Origin of the sequence: Amycolatopsis iheyensis (assembly GCF_024703995.1) — a bacterium.
Taxonomy (GTDB): domain Bacteria; phylum Actinomycetota; class Actinomycetes; order Mycobacteriales; family Pseudonocardiaceae; genus Amycolatopsis; species Amycolatopsis iheyensis.
On record NZ_JAMXQV010000004.1, the window covers coordinates 338,845 to 359,450 of the forward strand.

A 20,606-nucleotide genomic window follows, 5' to 3' on the forward strand; every position below is an offset into this window, starting at 1 on the left:
GCAAGGCGGCACTTTCGTAGGGAAAGTGCCGCTTCGGTGGCGGAGCTTTCACGTGAAAGCGACGCTTCGGGTTGCCGCCTAACCGGGCAGCCGGTTGGGCCATTCGGCCCACGACCAATTGCGGTTGATGGGCTAAGTGTCTGATTGCTGACGAAGATCTCACGTTGTGTACTTCTCGGACGCATCTCTTCACGAAGGGTCGTTCTCAGTGACACAGCACAGATCGCGCTGGAGACGGCGGGCCGGGATCACCGTCCTCGCCACCGCTCTCGGCGCCTCCGTCCTCGGCATCGCCGTTCCCGTGGCGTCCGCCCAGCAGGCCCCGCCCTCGACCGGCGCGGCCGACGGCAAGACCCTCGACGAGCACGACCGCGCCCTCGTCGCCGAAGCCGAGAAGGCCGGCAAGCCCGACGTCACGCTGCTGATCGCGGCGGAGAAGGGCCAGACCGGCTCCGCCGTCAACGAGCTCAAGGCGCTCGGCGGCGTCGTCCAGTCCACCGACGCCAAGCTCGACTACGTCAAGGTCAGCGTCCCCACGGACAAGGCCGAAAAGGCCGCGAAGCTCAAGTCCGTCAACGCCGTCGACGTCGACGGCCTCGTCTACCGCGACGACCCGAAGCCCGACGGCGCGACCACCCCGCTGCCGCAGCCGGCCCCGGGCAAGAACACCCCGCGCGTCAACCCGTACCTCCCCACCGGGGACACCTACGCCGCGCAGTTCGGGCAGGTCCTGCCCAACTGGGACGGCAAGGACACCACGGTCGCGGTGCTGGACTCCGGCGTCGACCTCGACTCCCCCGCATTGGCCACGACCAGCCACGGCGAGCGCAAGATCGTCGACTGGTACAACGCCAACGCCACCAACTCCGGTGACGGCACCTGGGTCAAGCAGTCCACCGAGACCTACACCGGCGCCTTCACCGCGAACGGCAAGAGCTGGACGGCTCCGGCGACCGGCGGCCCGTACACCTTCGGCGTGTTCAGCGAGACCGCGGGCGACCTGGGCGCCGCGGACAGCGAAACCGGCGGTGACGTCAACCGCGACGGCGATCGCGCCGACTCCTGGGGCGTGCTGCAGGACAGCGTGACCAAGGAGGTCCGCGTCGACCTCAACGGCAACGGCGACTTCACCGACGAGAAGCCGATGACCGACTACGCCAAGAAGTACGACTACGGCTTCTTCGGCACGGACAACCCGGCGACCGACATCGCCGAGCGGATGGCCTTCGTGGTCCAGACCGACAAGCCGGGCTACGTCGGCATCGGCATCTCCGGCGCCGAGCACGGTTCGCACGTCGCGGGCATCGCCACCGGCAACGACCTGTTCGGCGGCAAGATGGACGGCGCGGCCCCGGGCGCGAAGGTCCTGGCCGTCAAGGTCTGCCTCACCGGCACCGCCTGCACGTCGTCGGGCCTGATCGACGGTGTCGTGTACGCGGCCAGCCACGGCGCCGACGTCATCAACATCTCCATCGGCGGCCTGCCGGCGCTCAACGACGGCAACAACGCCCGCGCGGAGCTCTACAACCGCACGATCGCCGAGTACAACGTCCAGATCTTCATCTCGGCCGGCAACAGCGGCGCCGGGGCGAACACCGTCGGCGACCCGTCGGTGGCCACGGACGCGATCTCGGTCGGCTCCTACATCACCAAGGAGACCTGGCTCGCGGACTACGGCTCGAAGACGCAGAACCCCGAGTCGATGCACCCGTTCTCCTCGCGCGGCCCGCGTGAGGACGGCGGCTTCAAGCCGGACATCATCGCCCCCGGCGCGGCCATCGCCACCGTTCCGCGCTGGACGGCGGGCAGCCCGGTCGCCGGCACGTACACCCTGCCGGCCGGCTACGCGATGCTGCAGGGCACGTCGATGGCGGCGCCGCAGGCGACCGGCGCGGCGGCACTGCTGGTGAGCGCGTACAAGGCGACGCACCAGGGTCAGCGGCCGCCGGTGGCGCAGCTGCGCTCGGCGATCAAGTCGACCGCGCGGTTCGTGCCGGGCATCGGCGCGTACGCCCAGGGCGCCGGCCTGTTCAACGTGCCCGCCGCGTTCGTCGCGCTGTCGCTCAACCCGAAGCCGGACGCCGTTTCGACGTCGGTCGAGGTGCACACCGTGCAGTCGAACCTGCTGGCCACCCCGAACACCGGCGTGGGCATCCACGACCGCGAGGGCGTGACCACGGGCAAGGCGTACACGCGCACCTACACCATCACCCGCACGACCGGTTCGGCGAAGGCCGTGCCGTACTTCGCGCGGTGGGTCGGCAACGACGGCACGTTCTCGTCGGGGGCCACCGTGGTCCTGCCGCTGAACACGCCGGTCAAGTTCGACGTCAAGGTCAACCCGAAGAACGCGGGTGTCCACTCGGCCCTGCTGTACCTGGACAACCCGCTGACCATCGGCATCGACGTGCAGACCCTCAACACGGTCTTCGCGCCGCAGGAGTTCGCCGCGGCCAAGGGTTACCAGGTAGACGTGTCCGGCAAGATCGCCCGCAACCAGGCGACCAGCTACTTCGTGCGGGTGCCCCAGGGCGCCAGCGCGCTGAAGGTGGACCTGGACGCCGGGGCCGGCGCGCCGGGCAAGGGCCAGGTGCGGTTCCTGCGCTACGACCCGACCGGGGTCCCGGCCGAGGCCAGCACGTCGACGACGTACTGCTACCTGCCGGACGCGGGTGCGGGCTGCCCGGGTGGCGGCCCGACCAGCCGCACCATCGCGAACCCGCTGCCGGGTGTCTGGGAGATCGTCGTCGAAGCGCGCCGGACGTCCGATGTGGACAACGCGGCGTACAAGCTGAGCGCTTCGGTGCTGGGCACGGCGATCTCGCCGAACCCGGACACGATCGCCTCGGCCACGCTGGGCACGCCGGTCGCGCGGTCCTACACCGTGCAGAACACGCTCGGCGCGTTCACCGGCAAGCTGACCGGCGCGACGCTGGGCAGCGCGAAGACGCAGCGACCGTCGATCGCCGAGGGCGCGCAGCAGCAGTACCAGATCGCGGTGACGCCGGGCTCGACGTCGCTGACCGCCACGATCGGCAAGACGTCCGACGTCGGCGCCGACCTGGACCTGGTGCTGTACAACTGCACGACCGGTTCCTGCGTGGTGGCCGGCCAGAGCGCCGACGGTGACTCGGAAGAGTCGGTGACCATCGCCAACCCGGCGGCGGGTGTCTGGGTCGCACTGGTCGACGGGTACGCCGTGCCCTCGGGTACGACCGAGTACGACTACCTCGACGTGTTCACCAACCCGGCGTTCGGCTCGGTCGCGGTGACCGACGCGAACGCGGCGCGGGCGTCGGGCAGCTCGTGGACGGTGCCGGGCACGGTGACGGCCACGGCCGCCCCGGCGGCGGGCCGGACCCTGCGCGGTCAGCTGACCGTGCAGACCGACTCGGGTGTCACGGTCGGCTCCTCGCTGGTGCTGGTCAACTCCGTCAGCTAGTCCCGCTCAACGGAAACCGCCCCGGGTGCGCCCGGGGCGGTTTTCGCTTTTCCTGGTGGGTTTCCGACGCAAGTTTGCGTATGTGCGGTGAACTCTTGTCCTCTTTTGGTGCGTGTCCGTATGGTCTGGAACATGCGCCGGATTTCGACGTTCTTCGCCGCGCTTCTCTTGCTGGCGGCCACTTTGCCCGGTGTCGCGCACGCGGCGGCGGCACTTTCGGGCCGCACCCACCTGTTCTACTACCCCTGGTACGGCGGCAGTTCCACCGGCTACCGCCACTGGGTGCAGGGCGGGCACACGCCACCGGACGACGTCGGGGCGAACTTCTACCCGGTGCTGGGCCCGTACGACTCCGGCGACTTCGCCGGCACGGTCGAGCAGCACATGCGGTGGATCGAGCAGTCCGGCGCCGGGGTGATCGTCTACAGCTGGTGGGGCCAAGGGTCCTATGAGGACGGTCTGGCCACCGGCGTGCTGGAAGCCGCGGCCCGGCACGGGATCAAGGTCGCGTGGCACCTCGAGCCCTACAGCGGACGCACCGCCGCTTCGACGGTCTCGGACATCGGCTACCTCCAGAGCCGCTACGGCTCGAGCCCGGCGTATTACCGCGAAGGCGGGCGCGGCGCGTTCTACGTCTTCGAAAGCCTGCGCATCACGGACTGGACGCCCCTCGATCAGGTGCGCTCGTCGGCGATCGTGCTGGCGCAGACGACCGACACGAGCAAGGTCGCGCACTTCGGCGGGATGTACACCTACGACGCGATCGCCGGGGCGACCGCGCCCGGCTGGTCCGGCGCGAGCGCGTACTGCAAGGCGAACGGCCTGGTGTGGGCGCCTTCGGTAGGTCCCGGCTACAACGACGACCGCGCGGTGCCGGGCAACACGACTCCGACGCTCTCGCGGGACAACGGCGCGACCTACGACCGTGAATGGCAGAACGCGCTCGCCTCGAACGCCGACTGGGTTTCGGTGACGTCGTTCAACGAATGGCACGAGGGGTCGATCATCGAGCCGGCCCGGTCGTCGCCGCCTTCGGGAGCGTACGAGACGTTCGCCGGCGCGTATGGAACTTCCGGCGCGGCATCGGAAACCGCTTACCTCGACCGGACACGGTACTGGGCGGCGCAGCTCGCCACTCCTTCGGGCAACGTCGCACTGGGCAAGGCGGCGTCGGCGACCGGTTCACAGGGCGGGTTCCCACCGGGGAACGCGGTCGACGGGAACGCGTCGAGCTACTGGGAAAGCACGAACAACGCGTTCCCGCAGACGTTCACCGTGGATCTCGGCAGCGCGGCGAGCAGGCTGGTGCTGAAGCTGCCGCCGTCGTGGGGCGCCCGGACGCAGACGATCGCGGTGAACGGCGGCAGCCCGGCGGGGTACGTGTTCGACCCGGCGAACGGGAACACCGTGACCATCCCGGTGTCCGGCACGGATCACTCCGTGCGGCTGACCTTCACCGGCAACACCGGCTGGCCCGCCGGCCAGCTGTCCGAGGTGGAGGCCTACGCCTCCTGAGCCCGGCTCACGAAGGGCGCCGGATCGGCGAGCACCCGGTGCACGATCCGCCCGGCCGCGCCCAGCGTGGCGGCGTCGCCACCGAGGCGTGACGCCGACAGCACCGGCGGCGCGCCCCGCAGTCCGCCGAGGCGGGCGGACAGCACTTCGGACACAGGCCCGGCGAGCCACGGGTACAGCTGCGTGAACACGCCGCCGAGCACGATGCGGTCGAGGTCGAGGAGGTTCACCGCCGAGGCGAGGGCGACACCGAGGGCTCGCCCGGCGGCCACGCACGCCTCCCGCGCCGCGGGGTCGCCGGCTTCGAGGGCGGTCAGGAACGCCTGGAGTGCCGGTGCGTTCCCGGCGGCCAGCAACGCTTCCTGGCCCGCGAACGTCTCCAGGCACCCGCTCCCGCCGCACCGGCAGCGCGGCCCGTCCGGCGCGACGACGACGTGGCCCAGCTCGCCGGCCAGCCCCCGCGCGCCCGCGAACAACGCCCCGTTCACCACCAGGCCCGCGCCGATCCCGACCTCACCCGACACGTACAGGAAGTCGCGCTCGCCGTCGCCGTACCAAAGCTCGCCCAGCGCGGCGAGGTTCGCTTCGTTGTCCAGCTCGACCGGGACCGGCAGGCGCAGCAGGTCGGCCGGGCGGACGTCCTGCCAGCCGAGGTTGGGGGCGCTGAACAGCACACCGTCGCCGACCGGGCCGGACACCGCCAGCACCGCGCCCGCCACCTCCAGCCCGAGCCGGTGGGTCTCGGCGAGCGCCTCCAGCGCGAGCGCTTGCAGGTCCCCGAGCACCTTCTTGGGGCGCGAGCCGCGGTTGTCGCGCTCGCGGCGGGCGGCGAACCGGACCACGCCGGTGAGGTCGAGCACCCGCACCGCGAGGTAGTCGACGTTGATCTCCAGGCCCAGCGACGCCACCCGCGCCCCGCTGAGCACGACGTCGACGCCCGGCCGGCCGCGCTCACCCGCCCGCGCGGGGCCCGTCTCGGCCAGCAGGCCGGCGTCGACGAGGTCACCGACCAGCTTGGACACCGTGGACTTGGTCAGGCCGGTGCGCTCGGCGAGCGCGGCCCGGGTCAGCGGCCCGCTCCGGCTGACCGCGCCCAGCACGACCTCGAGGTTGCGGGCACGCATCGCGTCGTGCCGCACGGCCTGGGTCATCGCGTCCTCCTGCCGAAGCACTTTAACCGGCCTCTTGACGCCCGGGACCGCCGCGGCGCATATTTAGTCTACAACGTGAACTAAATGAAGGGACAGTCATGAGCGACTACGCCCCCCGGCCGGCCGACAAGTTCACCTTCGGCCTCTGGACCGTGGGCTGGCCCGCGAACGACCCGTTCGGGGTCGGCACGCGGCCGCCGCTGGACCCGGTGGAGAGCGTCCACCGGCTGGCGGAGCTGGGCGCCTACGGCGTGACCTTCCACGACGACGACCTGCTCGCCACCGAGCCGGACCGCGACAAGGCGATCGAGGCCTTCCGCAAGGCGCTCGCGGAGACCGGGCTCAAGGTCCCGATGGCGACGACGAACCTGTTCACCCACCCGGTGTTCAAGGACGGCGGCCTGACCAGCAACGACCGCGACGTCCGGCGCTACGCGCTGCGCAAGGTGCGCCGCAACCTCGACCTCGCGGCCGAGCTGGGCGCGGAGACCTACGTCGTCTGGGGTGGCCGCGAGGGCGCCGAGTCCGACGCGGCGAAGGACGTCCGGGCGGCGCTGGCCCGCTACAAGGAGGGCCTCGACCTGCTGGCGGACTACGTCGTCGAGAAGGGCTACTCGCTGCGGTTCGCGCTCGAGCCCAAGCCGAACGAGCCGCGCGGCGACATCCTGCTGCCGACGATCGGGCACGCGCTGGGCTTCATCTCGCAGCTCGCGCGGCCGGAGCTGTTCGGGCTCAACCCGGAGGTCGGGCACGAGCAGATGGCCGGGCTGAACTTCGTGCACGGCATTTCGCAGGCGCTGTGGCAGGGCAAGCTGTTCCACATCGACCTCAACGGCCAGCACGGCCCGAAGTACGACCAGGACCTGATCTTCGGCCACGGCGACCTGAAGAGCGCGTTCTTCCTGGTCGACCTGCTCGAAAACGGCGGTTACGAGGGCCCGCGCCACTTCGACTACAAGCCGCTGCGCACCGAGGACCCGGCGGACGTCTGGGTCTCGGCGGCGGCGAACATGCGGACTTACCTGATCCTGAAGGAGAAGGCGGCGGCGTTCCGCGCCGACCCGGAGGTCCAGGAGGCCCTGGCCGCGTCCCGGGTGCCGGAGCTGTCGACGCCGACGCTGGCCCCTGGCGAGTCGTTCGACGACCTGTTGAAGGACGACTTCGACCTCGACGCGGCGGCCGCGCGCGGCTACCACTTCACGCACCTGAACCAGCTGGCCCTGGAGCACCTCCTCGGCGTCCGGTGACGACGAAGGGGCCGCTGCGGCGGCCCCTTCGCCCGTCTTACGACACCGTCAGCGTGTCGATGTCGAACAGGGACCCCGCGCCACCCCGGAAGACGAGGTGGAGCGGGCCCGAGCCGCCGGTGACGGCGGTCGAGACGGTCTGGAACGTCTCCCAGCTCCCGGTGTTCGGCACCGTGACCGTGCCCAGCAGGGCGCCGGTCGGCGAGCCGTCGCGGATCTCGATCGTGCCGCCCGCTCCCGCGGAGGACACGACCGCGCTGAACCGCGTGATGCCCGAGGTGCCGACCTGGGAGAACCCGGCCCAGTCGCCGTTCTCGATGTAGCCCAAGGTGTTGCCACCGCTGGCCGGGGCGTGCGGCGCGATCTGCACGCCCGAGCCCGACGTGAACGACTCACCCTCCACAGTGGACGACGACGAGCCGCACGAAGCCGGGGCGACCCCGGCGGCGTACCGGATCCCACCGAGCAGCTCGGCGCGGAACACCGGGTCCGAATAGGACTCGATGGTGTGGCCGAGGCCCGTGTAGAACGCCCGGCCACTGCCCTGCGGGTGGCACCACGTGATCGGGTGGTCGGCGCCCATCTCACCGCCGGTGTAGCTGGACTCGTCCAGGGTCTGCAGCACGTGCACGCTGCCCCGCGGGTTCGTCCGGTAGTTGTACAGCTCGTCCGTGCGGGTCCAGACCGCCGGCAGGTGGGCCGTCGCCGGGTGGGTGCCGTCCTCCGTCACGAACCGGGCCTGCTGGATCGCCGGGTGGCTCTTGAACCAGGCTCCGACCAGCTGTCCGTACCACGGCCAGTCGTACTCGGTGTCGGCCGCCGCGTGGACACCCAGGTAGCCGCCGCCACCTTCCACATAGGACTGGAACGCCGTCTGCTGGGCCGCGTCCAGGACGTCGCCCGTGGTCGACAGGAACACCACCGCCTCATACTGAGCCAGCGAAGCGGCGGTGAACACCGACGCGTCCTCGGTCGCCGTCACGCTGAAGCCGTTCGCCGCGCCGAGTTCGCGAAGCGCCTGGATCCCCGCCGGGATCGCGTCGTGGCGGAACCCCGCCGTCTTCGAGAACACCAGCACGTCGTACGGCGGATCGACCTGGGTCGGCATACCGCCCAGCGTAAAGGAATCGACGTCGAACAGGGAGCCGGAACCACCGCGGAACACCAGGAACAACGGCCCTGAGCCACTCGACAGCGAGGTCGTCACGGTCTGGAAGGTCTCCCAGTCCCCGGTCGAGGGCACGGCCACCGACCCCAGCAGCGTGCCGGTCGCCGAGCCGGCGCGGACCTCGATCGTGCCGCCCGCGCCGGCCGACGAGATCCTCGCGGTGAACGTCCGCGCGCCAGCGGTGCTCACCGACGCGTACCCGGCCCAGTCGCCGTTTTCGATGTAGCCCAGGGTGTTCCCGCCGCTCGCCGAAGCGTGCGGCGCGATCTGCACGCCCGAGCCGGACGTGAACGACTCGCCCTCGATCGCCGGCGACGCGGTCGTGAACGTGAACGAGTCGAGGTCGAACAGGTTCCCCTGCCCGGTCACGCCCTTGAACACCAGGTACAGCGTCGTCGGGCCGGCCGGCCGGTTCGCCAGGTTCGCCGTCACGTTCTGGAACGTCTCCCAGTCCCCGGTGTTCGGCGCGGCGACGGACCCGAGCAGGGTGCCGGTCGGCGACCCCGCCCGCACCTCCAGGGTCCCGCCCGGGCCGGCCGAGGACACCCGCGCGCTGATCGACGTCGCGTTGCCCAGCGCGTACGGGGTGAACGAGATCCAGTCGCCGTCGTCGGTGTACCCGACCGTCCGGCCGCCCTCGGCCGCACCGTGGTCGGCGAGCTGGATCCCGGACTGCGCCGAGAAGTGCTCGCCCTGGCGGTGCCGCGGCTGGAGCTTGTGCACGCTGTGCGAAGTCAGCCCGCCCTGGTCGGTGTACTGCGCGTCGAAGACGCCGAAGATGTTCGCCGCGGCGTCGTGCTCACCGTCGACCGGGACCGCGATCGAGCCGCTGCACCCGGTGGCCTGGGTGATCTGGTGCTGGTGGCTGTCGTGGCCCAGGAAGTAGGTGACCTTCACCTTCGAGCAGTCCAGCGGCCCGTCCTCCGGGTCGCTGCCGGTCACCTGGAACGGCACGGTGTCGCCGAAGGAGAACAGCTGCCCGTCGGCCGGCGTGGTCAGGTTCACCGTCGGCGCGGTGTTCCCGACCGTGACGACGAGGCTCGCCGTGCCGGTCAGCCCCTCGGGATCCGACACCGTGAGCGTCGGTGAGTAGGTGCCGTTGGTGGTGTAGGTGTGCGCCGGGTTCGCCGAGGTCGACGTCGCGCCGTCGCCGAAGTCCCAGCGGTAGCTCAAGGCTCCGCCTTCGGGGTCGCTGCTGCCCGCCGACGAGAAGTTCACGGTCAGCGGGTTCGGCCCGGACGTCTTGTCGGACGCGGCTTTCGCGACCGGGTTGCGGTTGGTGCCCGCGAGGTACTCGATCCGGTAGAGCGCCTGGTTGTCGCTGCCGGTGCCGTAGTCGAGGACGTACAGGGCGCCGTCCGGGCCGAACGCCATGTCCATGACCTGCGTGCCGGTCCAAGGGAAGTCCTCGATGCCGCCGCGGGTGCCGTCGGCGTTGACGGTCACCGCCTTGATCCACTTGCGGCCGTACTCCCCCGCGAAGAACTTGCCGTCGAGCGACTGCGGGAACTTGATCGTGGACGTCGAAGCGGCGTCGTACCGGTAGACCGGGCCGCCCATCGGCGACTCCGAGCCGCTGCCGAACTCCGGCGGCGAGCCCTCGTCCCCGGCGTACTTGATCCACGCCGGCTTCGGCACCGGCAGCTTGGCGAGCCCGGTGTTGCGGAACGAGGAGTTGGTCGGGCCGCCCGCGCAGTCGTATTTCGCGCCCGAAGGACCGCTCGGGAACGTGAAGTGGTTGTACGTCTCGGTCGTCGTGTTCGACCCGGTGCAGTACGGCCAGCCGAAGTTGCCCGGGCCGGTGATCCGGTCGAACTCGACCTGGCCCTGCGGCCCGCGGTTCGGGTCGGTCGTGCCGGCGTCCGGGCCGTAGTCGCCGAGGTAGACGACGCCGGTCGGTTTGTCGACACTCATCCGGAACGGGTTGCGGAAGCCCATCGCGTAGATCTCCGGCCGCGTGTTCCCGGTGCCCGGCGCGAAGAGGTTCCCCGACGGGACGGTGTAGGTCCCGTCGGCCTGCGGGTGGATGCGCAGCAGCTTGCCGCGCAGGTCGTTCGTGTTGCCGGACGAGCGTTGCGCGTCGAACTGCGGGTTGCGCGTGGTGCGTTCGTCGATCGGCGAGTAGCTGTCGGAGGAGAACGGGTTCGTGTCGTCGCCGGTGGTCAGGTAGAGGTTGCCGGCGGCGTCGAAGTCGATGTCGCCGCCGACGTGGCAGCACTGGCCGCGGTCGTTGGCGACCTTCAGCACGACCTTCTCACTGGCCAGGTCGAGGGTGTTGTCGGTCTTGAGGACGAACCGCGAGAGGTGCAGCTCGCCCTTGAACGGCGCGAAGTCGGCTTCGGTGCCGTCGGTCGGCGCGTCACCGTCCGGTGTGGACAGCCGTGGGGAGAAGTATAGCCACACGAACCGGTTGGTGGCGAAGCCGGGATCGGCGGCGACGCCCTGGAGGCCCTCCTCGTCGTGGGTGTAGACGTTCAGCTTGGCCGCGACCGACGTCGCGCCGGCCGCGGTGGTGACGCGGACGGTGCCGTCGCGCGAGGTGTGCACGACCGAGCGGTCGGGCAACACGGCGAGCGACATCGCCTCGCCGAGCTCGGCCGCGCCGGTGGCGAGCGCGACCTGCTGGTAGTCCGCGGGCGGGATGTCCGCGCGGGCCGGGGTGCCGAGGGTGAGCAGGAGGCCGGCACCCAGGAGTGCGGTGCCGAACAGCCTCGCCCACTTCGGTGGGGACGGAGACATGCGGGTTCCTTCCTGATTTTGAGCGTGCTTCGCCACCGAGTGGCGCGAAGCCGGTTTCGATCACCTTCCGACGGGGTTGGCGGTCACCCGTTGAACAGCCTGCCGCGGCTTGTCGTGAGTGTTTAGGGCGGTTCTAACCGCCCTAAACACTCACGACGGCTGCGGCAGGGCGCTGAAGCGTTACTTCGAGGAGAAGGCGGCGTCGAAGGCCGCCGTGGGTGGGGTGAAGTTGAGCTTGCGGACGAACTCCAGTGCTTCCGGGGCGCCGGTGAGCCGGTCCATGCCCGCGTCCTCCCACTCGATGGAGATCGGGCCGTCGTAGCCGATGGCGTTGAGCATCCGGAAGACGTCCTCCCAGGGGACGTCGCCGTGGCCGGTGGAGACGAAGTCCCAGCCGCGGCGGGGGTCCGCCCACGGCAGGTGCGAACCCAGCCGCCCGTTGCGGCCGTTGAGCTGTTTGCGGGCCTCCTTGCAGTCGACGTGGTAGATGCGGTCCTTGAAGTCCCAGAGGAACCCGGCCGGGTCGAGGTCCTGCCAGACGAAGTGCGACGGGTCGAAGTTCAGCCCGAACGCCGGCCGGTGCCCGATGGCTTCGAGCGTCCGGACCGTGCTCCAGTAGTCGTAGGCGATCTCGCTCGGGTGCACCTCGTGGGCGAAGCGCACGCCGACCTCGTCGAAGACGTCCAGGATCGGGTTCCAGCGGGCGGCGAAGTCGGCGTACCCACGCTCGATCATCGACGGCGGCACCGGCGGGAACATCGCCACCGTGTGCCAGATCGACGAGCCGGTGAACCCGACCACAGTGGACACGCCGAGCTTCGCCGCGGCGCGGGCGGTGGCCTGCAGTTCGGCCGCCGCCCGCTGCCGGACGCCTTCGGGCTCGCCGTCGCCCCAGATCCGCGCGGGCAGGATGGCTTCGTGCCGCTCGTCGATCGGGTGGTCGCAGACGGCCTGGCCCACCAGGTGGTTCGAGATCGCCCACACCTTGAGGTCGTACTTGGCCAGCGTTTCGAGTTTCCCCTGCACGTAACCGTCCTCGGCCAGCGCGCGGTCCACTTCGAAGTGGTCTCCCCAGCAGGCGATCTCGAGGCCTTCGTAGCCCCAGCCGCTCGCCAGCTCGCACACCTCCTCGAACGGCAGATCCGCCCACTGCCCGGTGAACAACGTCAACGGTCGAGCCATGTCTGACCTCCTAGTCGGTTCGGACAGCCGCCAGCAGCAGATCCTTGACCTCGGTGGCGTGGATCTTTTCGCGCGCGAGCGAAGGATCCGAGCACAGCAGCACCGGCCCGTCCTCGGGCGCGTCGGGCAGCCGGCCGTGGCTGCCCTTGACCGGCGCGGGGTTCAGCGGGACGACCTGCATCGAGTACCGCAGACCGAGCTTCTTGCGCGCCAGCGCGGACGCCGCCTTCAGCTTCACCGCCGGGTCGTTCGGGTCGAAGAACAGCTCGGCCGGGTCGTAGCCGGGCTTGCGGTGGATCTCGACGGTCTTCGCGAAGTCCGGCGCGCGGTCGTCGCTCAGCCAGTAGTAGTAGGTGAACCACGCGTCGGGCTCGGCGATCGCGACCAGCTCACCGGCCCGCTCGTGGTTGATCCCGATGCCCGCCTGACCTTCGCGGTCGAGCACGACGTCCACTCCGGACAGTCCGGCCACGATGTCCCGCACCCGCGGGATGTCGGCCGGGTCGGCGACGTAGACGTGCGCGACCTGGTGGTCGGCCACCGCGAACGCCCGGGACGTCCACGGGTCCAGGTACTCCATGCCCGCCTGGACGTACACGTTGAGCAGGCCCTCGCGGCGCAGCGCCCGGTTGACGTCGACCGGCCGGCTCGCGTTCGTGATGCCGTACTCCGAGAGCGCGACGACGGTGTGCCCGCCCGCGGCCGCTTGGTCCAGCAACGGCTTCAAGGCTTCGTCGATCTCGCGCGCGGCGGCCGCGGCCTGGGGCGCGTCCGGCCCGAACCGCTGGAGGTCGTAGTCCAGGTGCGGGATGTAGACGAGCGTGGTGTCCGGCTTGTCCTCGGCCATGATCTTCTGGGCGGCGGCGATGATCCACTTCGACGACGTGATCGCCGCCGTCGGGCCCCAGTAGGTGAACAGCGGGAACTCGCCGAGCGCGCCGACCAGCCGGTCGTGCAGCTGCGGCGGGTGCGTGTAGGCGTCCGGGGACTTCTTGCCGTCGGCGTGGTAGATCGGCCGCGGGGTCACCGTCAGGTCGACGTCCATGCCCATCGCGTACCACCAGCAGACGTTGGCGACGCGGTGGCCGGCCTGGGCGCGGCGGGCCGCGTCCCAGAACTTGTCGCCCTGCACCAGGCGGTTGTGCTGGCGCCACAGGAAGATCTCGCCGAGGTCGCGGAAGTACCAGCCGTTGCCGACGATGCCGTGCTCGGCCGGCTGCAGGCCGGTGAGGAACGTCGACTGGACCGAGCAGGTGACCGCGGGGAACACGGTGTCGAGCTGCGCGGTGAAGCCGGGCTCGGCCATCTTGCGCAGGTTGGGCATGTGCGGCAGCAGCCGCGGGGTCAGCCCGACGACGTCGAGGACGAGCAAACTCATTCCGAAACCTCTTCCAAGCCTAGTGCGATCAGTTCTCGCCGGGTCCAGTCCAGCTCGGCCGCGATGCCCGCGACCAGCCCGGCGTCGTCGGCGGGTGCGTCCGGGAGCACCTGCCAGGTGTAGGTCTCGACCTCGACGTGGTCGGTGCGCGCCGCCGTGCCGCCGAACAGTTCGGCCAGCGTGCCGGCCAGCACCGGCCGGGTCGACGTCAGCGGCGGCGCCGGGTCGGCGTGCAGCGGCACGTGGAAGTGCACGCGCCACGGCGCCTCCCCCGGCAGCCCACCGGCCAGCGCCTCGTCGAGGTCGTCCGCCCCGGGTGGGGCGCTTTCGTTGCTCTGGTGCAGGAACCGGGGTTCCACGAAGGACTCCAGCGCCTTCCGCGTCGCCGGATCAGCCGGGTTCACGGCCTCCAGGGCAGCCGACGCCTGGAGCTTGACGACGTCCAGCCCGGCCGCCTCGAGCCGGTCGAGCGCGGCCGCCGGGTCCTCGAACCCGACCGCGAGGTGACAGGTGTCGAGGCAGATCCCGAGCCAGTCGGTGTCCACATCGGACAGCAGCGACGCCGCCTGCGTGGTCGTCTCGATGACGCAGCCGGGCTCCGGCTCGAACGCCACCCGCACCGGCCGGTCCTGCTTCGCCAGCCCCTTGGCGAGCAGCTCCAGCTGACCGCCGTCGTCACGCCACTCCGTCCGCCACCCGAGCGGCAACGTCGAGACGCTGCCCCGGGCCGCGTCGCTGGGGAGCAGCTCGGTGAGCAGCCGCGCGAGGTCCAGGGTGTACCGCGTCCGTTCCGGCGTCGACCAGTCCGGCCGGTACACCTTGTGCTTGACGACGGGGTCGTGGAACCCCTGGTACGGGAACCCGTTGAAGGTGACGACCTCCAGGCCGCGAGCCGCCAGCTCAGCGCGCAGCCGGGCCACCGCCGCCGGGTTCGCGACCAGCTCCGCGGCCACCGGGCGCGCCAGCCACAGGCCCAGCCCGAGCCGGTCGACGCCGAGGCGTTCCCGCACCGGCTCGCCGAAGCGGGCCAGCTGGGTGAGCACGCCGTCGAGGTCCTCGGCCTGGTGCACGTTGGTGCAGTAGGCGAGGTGGACGAGCGTGCCGTCGCGGTGCCGGAACCTCACTTGCGCGCACCCCGCAGGATCGAGTTGCCCGCGAACTCGGCTTCCGTCGCTTCGCTTTCCAAAGCGAGCCGTCCGCTCTGCCCGTAGAACTCGACGGGGTTGCGCCACAGCACCCGGTCGACGTCGTCCTCGGTGAACCCGGCGGCGAGCATGGCGTCGCCGGTCTTGCGGGTCTTGAGCGGGTCGCTCTTGCCCCAGTCCGCGGCCGAGTTCACCAGGACGCGCTCGGTGCCGTACTCGCGCAGGATGGCGACCATCCGCTCTTCGTCCATCTTGGTGTCCGGGTAGATCGAGAACCCCATCCAGGAGCCGGACTCCTTGACCATCGCGACGGTCATCTCGTTGAGGTGGTCGAGCACCACGCGCTCGGGCGCGATGCCGGACTCGCGGACGACGGCGATGCTGCGCTCGGTGCCGGCCGCCTTGTCGCGGTGCGGGGTGTGCACCATCGCCGGCAGGTCGTGGGCGATGGCCAGCGCGAGCTGCGCGGCGAACGCCTTGTCCTCCTCGGCGGTCATCGAGTCGTAGCCGATCTCGCCGACCGCGACCACGCCGTCCTTCTCCAGGTAACGCGGCAGCAGGTCCAGCACCGGCGCGCAGCGCGGGTCGTTGGCCTCCTTGGGGTTGAGCGCGATCGTGCAGTGGTGGGCGATGCCGAACTGGCTCGCGCGGAACGGCTCCCAGCCGACCAGCGCGTCGAAGTAGTCGGTGAAGCTGCCGACGTTGGTGCGCGGCTGGCCGAGCCAGAACGCCGGTTCGACGAGCGCCCGGACGCCGGCGGCGTGCATGGCCGCGTAGTCGTCGGTGGTGCGGGAGCTCATGTGGATGTGGGGATCGAAGATGCGCATCAGGCGTCCTGTTCGGTCAGCAGCGGGAGGAGGTCGGCGGGCACGTCCCGGCCCGCGGCGGTGCGCTCGGCGGCGAACGACCGCATCATGCGCAGCAGCTCCTCGTCGGTCCGGCGGTCCAGCCCGGCCACCTCGGCCAGGGGGATGCCCATGAAGACGCACTTGAGCACGCCGTGGCGGTAGGCGGAGTCGTCGAGGTGCGTGACCGCGTACTCCCCCATCGCCGCCGTGACCAGCCGCGTGTCGTTGGTGCGCAGGGCGTCGGCCACCAGGTCGAGCCCGGCGTCGCCGATGTCCACAACGGACAGTCCACGCAGGACGGCCCGTTTCTCGGCGGCATCGCCGTAGCGGTAGAGATCAGGCATCTCCGCCGCGGCGCCCGGAGCCGCTTTGAGCAGCTCCACGCGAGCGACGTCGTCGACCGTCCACCCCGGCGTGTCCGACGGGCCCCGGCCGACGCGGCGGCCGACACCCGGGAACACCGTGCGCAGCGCGGTCGCGTCGGCGGCGACCTTGGTCAGCGCTTCGTCCAGCCACGCGTTCACGCGCTCACCGCCTTCCGCAGGAACTCCAGCGACTCCCGGGCGATCCGCGGCGCCGCGTGGCTGTCGCGCGGCAGTTCCACCGCGACCAGCCCGGGGTACGGCGACAGCGCTTCCAGCACCGGCGGGAAGTCGATCTCACCCTGGCCGAACTCGAGGTGCTCGTGCGTGCCGCGGCGCATGTCGTCGATCTGCACGTTCACCAGCCGCGGCAACGCGCGCCGCACGCAGTCGGGCACGGACGCGGACTCGTTGCACCGGCAGTGCCCGATGTCCAGCGTCAACCCGAAGCGTTCCGGATCGCCGAGCCTTCGAGAGAGTTCGAAGTAGCCGTCGAGGTCCTCGACGAGCATCCCGGGCTCCGGCTCGAAACCCAGCTTGACGTCGTGTTCGTCGGCCGCCTTGAGCACCTCGGCGCACCCGTCGACCAGGTGCACCCAAGCGTCCTCAATGGACAGGTCGGCCGGCTTGTTCCCGCTCCAGAACGAGACCGCTTCTGCGTTCAGGTCCGCGGCGATCTCGACGGCCCGGGTCAGGAACTCCACGCGGCGGGCGCGGTCCGGGTCGAGGAACGTCGGCGAGTGCTTGCGCCACGGGTCCAGCAGGAACCGGGCGCCGGTCTCGATCACCACGGCCAGCCCGAGCCGGTCCAGCTCGACCCGCAGCGCGGCGACGTGCCGGGCCAGGTCCGGGCCGAACGGGTCGAGGTGCTGGTGGTCGAGCGTCAGCGCGACCCCGTCGTAGCCGAGGTCGGCCAGGACGCGCAGCGCGTCGCCGAGGCGGTGGTTGGCGAAGCCGTTGGTGCCGTAGCCGAACCTCATGTCGGGGACACCTTCCGGCTCAGCGCCCGCGCGATCGGGAACGCGGCGGCCACGGCCAGCGCCGAGCGCCACGCCCCGGTCCGCGCGATCAGCCCGGCCTGCAACGGGATCATCCCGTGGATCCCGGCGCCGACCGCACGGCGGATCTTCGACGCCGCCGGGTCGCGGACGGCGTCGTACTGCGCCCGCCCGGTCGTCGCCAGGTACGTGCCGAGCAGCGCCGACGCCAGCGGCCCGACGCGGCCGGCGGCGACGCGCACCCCGGCCGTGGCGGCCAGGGTGGCGGCCGGCAGCGCGGGCTTGGCGCCGTGCACTTCCGACCGCGACAACGTCGTCACCGCGTAGGTGTGCGCCCCCACGGTGAGCGCGGCGGGCACCGCGGCCCGCGCCCCGCCCGCCCCGAGCAGGACGTCGAAAACCCGGGCGGCGGCCATCGCGGCCGGGCCGAACACGGTCTCCTTGAGCACGAAGTCGTAGGCCCAGACGGTCGCGGCCAGCGGCAGGGCGACCCGCAGCGCCCGCGTGCCGCCCGCGGCCGCGGCGATGCCCAGCCCGCCCGCGGTCAGCCCGCCGGCCACGCCGAGCGCGGTGCCCGGCGAGACCCGGCCCGACGGGATCGGCCGCTCGGGCCGCTCGATCGCGTCGAGGTGGCGGTCGGCGTAGTCGTTGAGCGCCATGCCCGCCCAGTAGATGCAGACGGACGCGCCGGTCAGCGCCAGCGTGCGCCGGCCGAAGGGCCAGCCCGAGGCGGCGGCCCCGGCGACGGCGTCGCCGGGCACGGTCAGCGCGGCGGGCGCGCGGACGAGTTCGACGAGCGCCTTCACCGGTTCGCCCACTCACGCAGGGCCGCGTACTGCGACGCGAGGTCGTGCGGGCCGTCGCCGGCGGGATCCTTGAAGAAGAACCCGAACTCGGCCACCGGCCCGGCGACGCCGTCGCGGCAGGCCTTGCCGGTGAGCCGGGCGAGGTCGAGCACCAGCGGCGCGGCGAGCGCGGAGTCGCAGCCCTGCCAGGTGAGCTGCAGTGTCATGCGCGCGCCGAGGAACCCTTCGAACAGGACGTGGTCCCAGGCGGTCTTCCAGTCGCCGAGCGCCGGGACGTAGTCGATGTGGACCTCGCCGTCGACCGCGTGGCCGAGGTTCTGCTCGAGGACCTGCTGCTTCGAGGCGTTCTTGCTCGACGCCGCGCCGGGGTCGGCGAGCGTGGCGCCGTCGCCGCCGCCGAGCAGGTTGGTGCCCGACCACGACAGCACGTTCAGGCCGCGCTGGGCGAACATCGGCGCGAGCACCGACCGCAGCAGCGTCTCGCCGGTCTTGCCGTCGCGGCCCGCGTACGGGAGGCCGGCCGTGCGGGCCAGCTCGTCGAGCGCCGGGAGCCGCGCGCCGGTGGACGGGGTGAAGTCGACAAAGGCACAACCCGCGCGGAACGCGGCGTAGGCGTACAGCGAGCTGGCGGGGAGCACGTCGAGGTGCGCTTCCAGCGCGGCCAAGGACTCCTGCGCCGGGTGCGGCGCGCAGGGCGGTTCGGTGGAGGAGACGTTGACCACGACCACGTGGTCCAGACCCTCGCCGAACTCGCGTAGATCCGCGACGATCTGGTCGGCGGCCGTGCGCCCGCCCCCGGCCGGCGCCGGGCGCAGGCGTGCTTCGGCCGCTTCCAGCTCGGCGGTGACCGGCCCCGGCAGCGTGGCCGGCAGCACGCCCGCCGCCGCCAGCTGCTCGGCCCGCTTGACCAGCGGCGTGTCGACGACGTCGTGTCCCCCGAAGACCAGGTCCCCCAGCCCGGGCAGCTCAGCCCCGGCGAAGTCCGGCAGCTCGGTGACGCACCCCGTGCGCGCGGCGAGCCCCGCGCGCATCGCGGCGGCCCCGGCGACGGCGGTCGTGGCGACCGATCCGCGGGCGCCGATCAGCCAGACACCGATCTTCCCCATGTTGTCCTCCCTGTTCAGTGGCCGGCCCCCACCCGTCGTCGTTCGCCAGGCGTGCCGCGGCCCACCGATCTCTATCGCCCAACCGGAGCAAGCGTTTCCCCCGTGTCATCCGCTGTCCTGTTCCGGCCGGGCCGGCACCACCGCCGGGTCGTCGAACACCGCCTGCAGCGCGACGTGCGCGCCGCCCCGCGCGGCCGCGGAGAACCCGAGCCAGGACAGCTCGACGCGGCAGCCGCCGATGTCCGGGGCGATCACCCGGGCCCGCAGCTCGCGCATCATCGGGCCGAGCAGGTACGGCCCGAGCTGGGCGAAGTAGCCGCCCAGCAGCACCACTCGCGGGTTGAAGACGTTGACCAGCACGGCCGCGCCGACCCCGAGCCCGGCGCCGACCTGCGCCAGCGCGTCGAGGGTGCGCCGGTCCTTGAGCTCGGCGCGGCGGCGGATCATGTCGAGCCGCTGTTCGAGGTCGAGCGACGGGTCGTGCACCGGGTCGCTCGGGGACGCGGCGAGCCGCAGCATGCCGGCCAGCCCGACGAGCGTCTCCCAGCAGCCGCGGCGCCCACAGCCGCAGACGCGGCCCGCCGGGTCCAGCTGGATGTGCCCGATCTCACCGGAAAACCCCTCCGCGCCGCCGAGCAGCCGGCCGCCGGAGATCACGCCGCCGCCGACGCCGATCTCCCCGGTGAGGTACACCAGGTCGGCCGTCCCGGCGACGCTGCCCATCGCGTGTTCGCCGAGCGCGCCGAGGTTCGCGTCGTTGGCCGTGCGGATCGGGAACGCCGGCGGGCCGAGCCGCCGGGTCAGCCGCTCGGTGATGGCGGCCGCGACCGGCACATCGGTCCAGTGCAGGTTCGGCGCGAAGGCGACGGTGCCGGTCGCGACGTCGACCAGCGCCGGGATCCCGACGGTCACCCCGGCGGGCACCACCCCGAGCCGGCGGCACTCCCGCAGCGCCCGCGCGGTCAGCTCGGCGCCGGCGTCGAGCACCTTCGCCACGGGAAGCGCTTGCACGTCGAGCGCGACGCGTTGCTCGAACAGGACGGTGCCGGTGAGGTCGAGGGCGAGCGCGGTCAGGTAGTCGACCTGGATCTCGACGCCGATCCCGCCGACGTCCCGCCCGTCGAGCTCGACGATCGTCCCCGGCCGCCCGACGGCGCCGGCGCGTTCCCTGGCGCCTTCGCGGACCAGCCCGCGCTCGGCGAGCTCCGCGACGAGGCTGGACACGGTTCCCTTGTTCAGCCCGGTCTCCGCGGCGATGCCCGCCCGCGACCGGGACCCCGCGTCCCGCAGGTGCCGCAGCACCAGCGAAAGGTTGCTCCGGCGGACGGCGGCCTGGTCGGCCGGGCGCACCGGTTTGCGCGAGAAGGAGGAGTCCACGCCGACACCACCCCGGTTCGTCTGGTGGGTCAACAAATTAAGTGCGGCGAAACGATCCGGTCAACGCGCCCGAGTGCGGACAAAAGCCGGACAAACGGTGCTGACCAGCGAAACTATCGCTCGGTGGAAGCGAAAGTGTCCC

14 protein-coding genes are annotated in these 20,606 nt (G+C 71.5%); 3 read left to right on the forward strand and 11 right to left on the reverse strand.

The window, feature by feature from the left end; all coding sequences use genetic code 11:
- Positions 1-208: 208 nt before the first annotated feature.
- On the forward strand, positions 209-3,442 hold the full coding sequence (locus tag M8542_RS11370) for a S8 family serine peptidase (protein ID WP_257920040.1): 3,234 nt from the start codon (positions 209-211) through the stop codon (positions 3,440-3,442).
- A 132-nt stretch (positions 3,443-3,574) separates the two neighbouring features.
- On the forward strand, positions 3,575-4,957 hold the full coding sequence (locus M8542_RS11375; protein ID WP_257920041.1) for a galactose-binding domain-containing protein: 1,383 nt from the start codon (positions 3,575-3,577) through the stop codon (positions 4,955-4,957).
- On the opposite strand, the gene M8542_RS11380 is transcribed toward M8542_RS11375, so the two are convergent.
- A complete protein-coding gene (locus M8542_RS11380) occupies positions 4,945-6,108 on the reverse strand; it encodes an ROK family transcriptional regulator (protein WP_257920042.1) in 1,164 nt (387 codons plus the stop codon). The two genes, M8542_RS11375 and M8542_RS11380, sit on opposite strands and share 13 nt — an antisense overlap.
- Before the next feature lie 98 nt (positions 6,109-6,206).
- On the opposite strand from M8542_RS11380, the gene xylA reads away from it, so the two are divergent.
- Entirely contained in the window at positions 6,207-7,355 is a 1,149-nt protein-coding gene (gene xylA / locus M8542_RS11385; protein WP_257920043.1) for a xylose isomerase, read from the forward strand.
- A 37-nt stretch (positions 7,356-7,392) separates the two neighbouring features.
- Here the strand turns inward: xylA and M8542_RS11400 are convergent, their stop codons facing one another.
- From M8542_RS11400 to M8542_RS11440, 10 genes are all read right to left on the reverse strand, one after another.
- The gene (locus M8542_RS11400) at positions 7,393-11,262 is read right to left on the reverse strand and encodes a carbohydrate-binding protein (protein WP_308210252.1); all 3,870 of its coding nucleotides are present in this window, start codon (positions 11,260-11,262) and stop codon (positions 7,393-7,395) included.
- Between the two features lie 180 nt (positions 11,263-11,442).
- Positions 11,443-12,444 carry a sugar phosphate isomerase/epimerase family protein gene (locus tag M8542_RS11405; protein ID WP_257920044.1) on the reverse strand — a complete coding sequence of 334 codons (1,002 nt, stop codon included), beginning with the start codon at positions 12,442-12,444 and terminating at the stop codon, positions 11,443-11,445.
- A gap of 10 nt (positions 12,445-12,454) precedes the next feature.
- Positions 12,455-13,822: an alkaline phosphatase family protein gene (locus M8542_RS11410; protein ID WP_257920045.1), complete on the reverse strand. Its 1,368-nt coding sequence runs from the start codon at positions 13,820-13,822 to the stop codon at positions 12,455-12,457.
- The gene (gene eboE / locus M8542_RS11415; RefSeq protein ID WP_257920046.1) at positions 13,819-14,946 is read right to left on the reverse strand and encodes a metabolite traffic protein EboE; all 1,128 of its coding nucleotides are present in this window, start codon (positions 14,944-14,946) and stop codon (positions 13,819-13,821) included. The genes M8542_RS11410 and eboE overlap by 4 nt, the downstream gene beginning before the upstream one ends.
- Positions 14,943-15,794, reverse strand: a complete 852-nt coding sequence (locus M8542_RS11420; protein ID WP_257920047.1) for a TatD family hydrolase — start codon at positions 15,792-15,794, stop codon at positions 14,943-14,945. Before M8542_RS11420 ends, eboE begins: the two co-directional genes overlap by 4 nt.
- Positions 15,794-16,339, reverse strand: coding sequence for an EboA domain-containing protein (locus tag M8542_RS50325; RefSeq protein WP_308210253.1), 546 nt, complete (start codon positions 16,337-16,339; stop codon positions 15,794-15,796). Before M8542_RS50325 ends, M8542_RS11420 begins: the two co-directional genes overlap by 1 nt.
- Positions 16,336-17,157, reverse strand: coding sequence for a sugar phosphate isomerase/epimerase family protein (locus M8542_RS50330; protein ID WP_308210254.1), 822 nt, complete (start codon positions 17,155-17,157; stop codon positions 16,336-16,338). The genes M8542_RS50325 and M8542_RS50330 overlap by 4 nt, the downstream gene beginning before the upstream one ends.
- Positions 17,154-17,993, reverse strand: a complete 840-nt coding sequence (locus tag M8542_RS11430; RefSeq protein WP_372508517.1) for an SCO3242 family prenyltransferase — start codon at positions 17,991-17,993, stop codon at positions 17,154-17,156. Before M8542_RS11430 ends, M8542_RS50330 begins: the two co-directional genes overlap by 4 nt.
- Positions 17,978-19,087, reverse strand: a complete 1,110-nt coding sequence (locus M8542_RS11435; RefSeq protein WP_257920048.1) for an inositol-3-phosphate synthase — start codon at positions 19,085-19,087, stop codon at positions 17,978-17,980. Before M8542_RS11435 ends, M8542_RS11430 begins: the two co-directional genes overlap by 16 nt.
- Before the next feature lie 105 nt (positions 19,088-19,192).
- Positions 19,193-20,464, reverse strand: a complete 1,272-nt coding sequence (locus M8542_RS11440) for an ROK family transcriptional regulator (protein ID WP_257920049.1) — start codon at positions 20,462-20,464, stop codon at positions 19,193-19,195.
- Positions 20,465-20,606: the final 142 nt, after the last annotated feature.

Bases quoted from the DNA above. Each gene is read 5' to 3' on its own strand.
- M8542_RS11420 (WP_257920047.1), bottom strand. From the start codon at position 15,794: ATGCGCATCTTCGATCCCCACATCCACATGAGCTCCCGCACCACCGAC.
- M8542_RS11435 (WP_257920048.1), bottom strand. From the start codon at position 19,087: ATGGGGAAGATCGGTGTCTGGCTGATCGGCGCCCGCGGATCGGTCGCC.
- M8542_RS11380 (WP_257920042.1), bottom strand. From the start codon at position 6,108: ATGACCCAGGCCGTGCGGCACGACGCGATGCGTGCCCGCAACCTCGAG.
- M8542_RS11400 (WP_308210252.1), bottom strand. From the start codon at position 11,262: ATGTCTCCGTCCCCACCGAAGTGGGCGAGGCTGTTCGGCACCGCACTC.
- M8542_RS11410 (WP_257920045.1), bottom strand. From the start codon at position 13,822: ATGAGTTTGCTCGTCCTCGACGTCGTCGGGCTGACCCCGCGGCTGCTG.
- M8542_RS11405 (WP_257920044.1), bottom strand. From the start codon at position 12,444: ATGGCTCGACCGTTGACGTTGTTCACCGGGCAGTGGGCGGATCTGCCG.
- xylA (WP_257920043.1), top strand. From the start codon at position 6,207: ATGAGCGACTACGCCCCCCGGCCGGCCGACAAGTTCACCTTCGGCCTC.
- M8542_RS50330 (WP_308210254.1), bottom strand. From the start codon at position 17,157: ATGAGGTTCGGCTACGGCACCAACGGCTTCGCCAACCACCGCCTCGGC.
- M8542_RS11375 (WP_257920041.1), top strand. From the start codon at position 3,575: ATGCGCCGGATTTCGACGTTCTTCGCCGCGCTTCTCTTGCTGGCGGCC.